This is a genomic window from Labrenzia sp. OB1, from assembly GCF_001624695.1.
Classification (GTDB): Bacteria; Pseudomonadota; Alphaproteobacteria; order Rhizobiales; family Stappiaceae; genus Roseibium.
On record NZ_JSEP01000075.1, the window covers coordinates 1 to 2316 of the forward strand.

General features: G+C 60.8%; 4 protein-coding genes. 3 read left to right on the top strand and 1 reads right to left on the bottom strand.

Annotated features, from left to right (window positions below):
- Positions 1-246 (top strand): DDE-type integrase/transposase/recombinase (locus OA90_RS27695; protein ID WP_156510726.1); only part of this gene is annotated, 246 nt, incomplete at its 5' end.
- A gap of 124 nt (positions 247-370) precedes the next feature.
- Positions 371-613 (top strand): WGR domain-containing protein, encoded by a 243-nt coding sequence (locus tag OA90_RS27700; RefSeq protein ID WP_068420252.1) that lies wholly within the window; start codon positions 371-373, stop codon positions 611-613.
- 76 nt (positions 614-689) lie between these two features.
- On the opposite strand, the gene OA90_RS27705 is transcribed toward OA90_RS27700, so the two are convergent.
- Positions 690-1850 carry an RHE_PE00001 family protein gene (locus OA90_RS27705; RefSeq protein WP_208986317.1) on the bottom strand — a complete coding sequence of 387 codons (1161 nt, stop codon included), beginning with the start codon at positions 1848-1850 and terminating at the stop codon, positions 690-692.
- Positions 1851-2102: 252 nt separating this feature from the next.
- On the opposite strand from OA90_RS27705, the gene OA90_RS27710 reads away from it, so the two are divergent.
- Positions 2103-2316 (top strand): IS3 family transposase (locus tag OA90_RS27710; protein ID WP_068416196.1); only part of this gene is annotated, 214 nt, incomplete at its 3' end.

Consider the following 2316-nt stretch of genomic DNA (forward strand, 5'->3'; position numbering starts at 1 on the left):
GATCATCGAGCCCACAAGGGCCTGAATAACAGAATTGAAAACGCACACCGCCAGACCAGGAAGCGAGAGAAGATCATGGGGCGGTTCAAATCGCCCCGCCAAGCACAGCGTTTCCTGTCAGCCCACGATCAGATAAACACCATCTTTCGTCCCCGCCGATACAAACTCTCAGCCCGCTCCTGGCGACACGCCAGGGCAGATGCCTTCTGCCTGTGGTCCGACTACACAGCAGAAATGACCGCTTGAAAAAGCAGGGGCCGCGCTGCCTTGCATCCAATGACAAACAACTTGGCAATACCAATCGAACATGTGCTGATCGATTCCAAACAGTCATTGGACGCGCGCCAATGTTTGCCTGCACACTGGCGGCATGCAGAACCTTCGATACCCTGTCTTTCTGACGCGCATTGATCCGCACCGGAACATGGCCCGGTTCTATGCGTTGTCGGTCGAGCCGACCCTGTTCGGCGATTATGCCGTTCAACGGAGGTGGGGGCGCCTTGGCACCTCGGGGCGGTCACGGTCGGATCTCTTTCCTGACCCGGTTTCCGCACACGCCCGCAAGGCACACCTGGTGCGCAGCAAATGCAAGCGCGGGTATGTCGAAGGCTGACATCAGGAAACGTCGCTAGTGGCCCCGTTCTCTGCCTTGATCTCACGCGGCTCTGCGGTGAGCGTTGTGACGGCCCTCACAGTATCCCCCACGCCCTGTATCTGCCGCGGCCGGTGAGCTCGCGCGGCAGCGCCGGGCCGAGCTGGCGGATCATGTGGTCGACGGCGGCGGCGGTAACGCCGAGTTCCTGTCGGGCCATTGGAATGGTTACCAGCGGCCGGGACAGGAACATGTGAGCAAAGTCGGGCAGCCTGGAATGGCTTCGGCAGGACCGGTAATGGCGTTCCAGTTGCTCCTGGGCGATGGACAGCTTGTCCATCTGGTCCATGGTTTCCCGTGCGGCTTTCTCGACCCCGGACAGGAGGACGGTGATGCGTGTGCGGAATGGATCCGCGCGGCGCCAGCGGAAGGGCGATTTTCTCAGACCCACGGACAGTATAGGCAGATGGTTCGGGGTCACCTGCGATTTCAGGAAGGTGCCCGACAGCAGACGGCCGAGCTCCGGCCAGCTGTCCAGAGGCTGCAGCCGCTGCCAGGCATCGAACAAAATGACCGCCGTCAGAACGGGAGGCAGGTTCAGTGGCCTGGCCGCGTTCAAGACGGCCAGCCAGGCGTCCAGGCGGTCGCGCCGATCGGGAGTTCCTGGATCGGAGTGCATTTGAGCCGTTGCCATCCGATGGGAGGGTGTGCGTGCGACCGGGACGGATCCTTCAGCAAGCTGACGGGAGCGTTGCAGAACGGCGTCGATCTCGGCAAGCAGGTTTTCTTCCCTGTCCGCGTCGTCTTGCGCATGTGTCGAGATCGATGGCGAACCTCCCCTCGCCTCCCCCGCACGGCTGCCCCGGGCATTCCCCTCCTCAAAACTGTCCGCCTGCCGGCCGATCAGGGTCAGAATGCCGTTGCGGCTGAGGACAGTTTCAGGGGGGGGCCGGTCGATCCGCCGGCGCAGGGCCAGGAGCCTGGCGGCCCGGGTCAGCTCATGGGTCGGGGCGCGCCTGTCGGTGCCGGCGTCATGCAGGACCAGATCCTCCAGATGCACCAGGTCGCCGTCGAGGGCCATGGACGCACAAGTGTCGAACAGGTGCGAGCGGCTGCGCACGCCGTCGGCAAGATCGCAAGTGCGCGCCAGCCGTTCATCCGCCCGCGTCAGCGCGCGGCTGGCGCGATCAAGCGGATCGGCCAGATCGGTCCAGTCCAGTGATTTCAGGGACCTGCGGAGATCGTAAGCCATTGACATTGGGAGAGGATAGTCCAGTAACGAAAATAAACAAGCAAAAAACTATCACTACATATACAGGTGCTGGAGCGATGTCATAACTAATGATAATTAGCTATTATCGATGATTAGTCGTTTCGATCGCCGCATGCTAAAAATCGGGCTATGACACGTCCCGCAGGAGCCGTTAGAGCTGGCTCGGGAAATCTGAACAGCTAGGATAAGTGGAATTTCTGCCTGACTTTGGCTTAGATGCCGGAAACAGGAGAGATCATGACGAGACGACCGCGCCGGAACCACAGCCCGGCTTTCAAGGCGAAAGTGGCGCTTGCCGCGATCAAAGGCGAGCAGACGCTGGTGGAACTGTCCCAGCAGTTCGACGTGCACGCCAACCAGATCAAGCAGTGGAAAGACCAACTCCTTGAGGGGGCGATGGGCGTTTTTGGTGATGAAGCCAAGAGAGAACCGGCTACACCTCCGGTCGATG

Coding starts and splice junctions, on each gene's coding strand:
- OA90_RS27700 (WP_068420252.1), top strand. CDS start 371: ATGCAGAACCTTCGATACCCTGTCTTTCTGACGCGCATTGATCCGCAC.
- OA90_RS27705 (WP_208986317.1), bottom strand. CDS start 1,850: ATGTCAATGGCTTACGATCTCCGCAGGTCCCTGAAATCACTGGACTGG.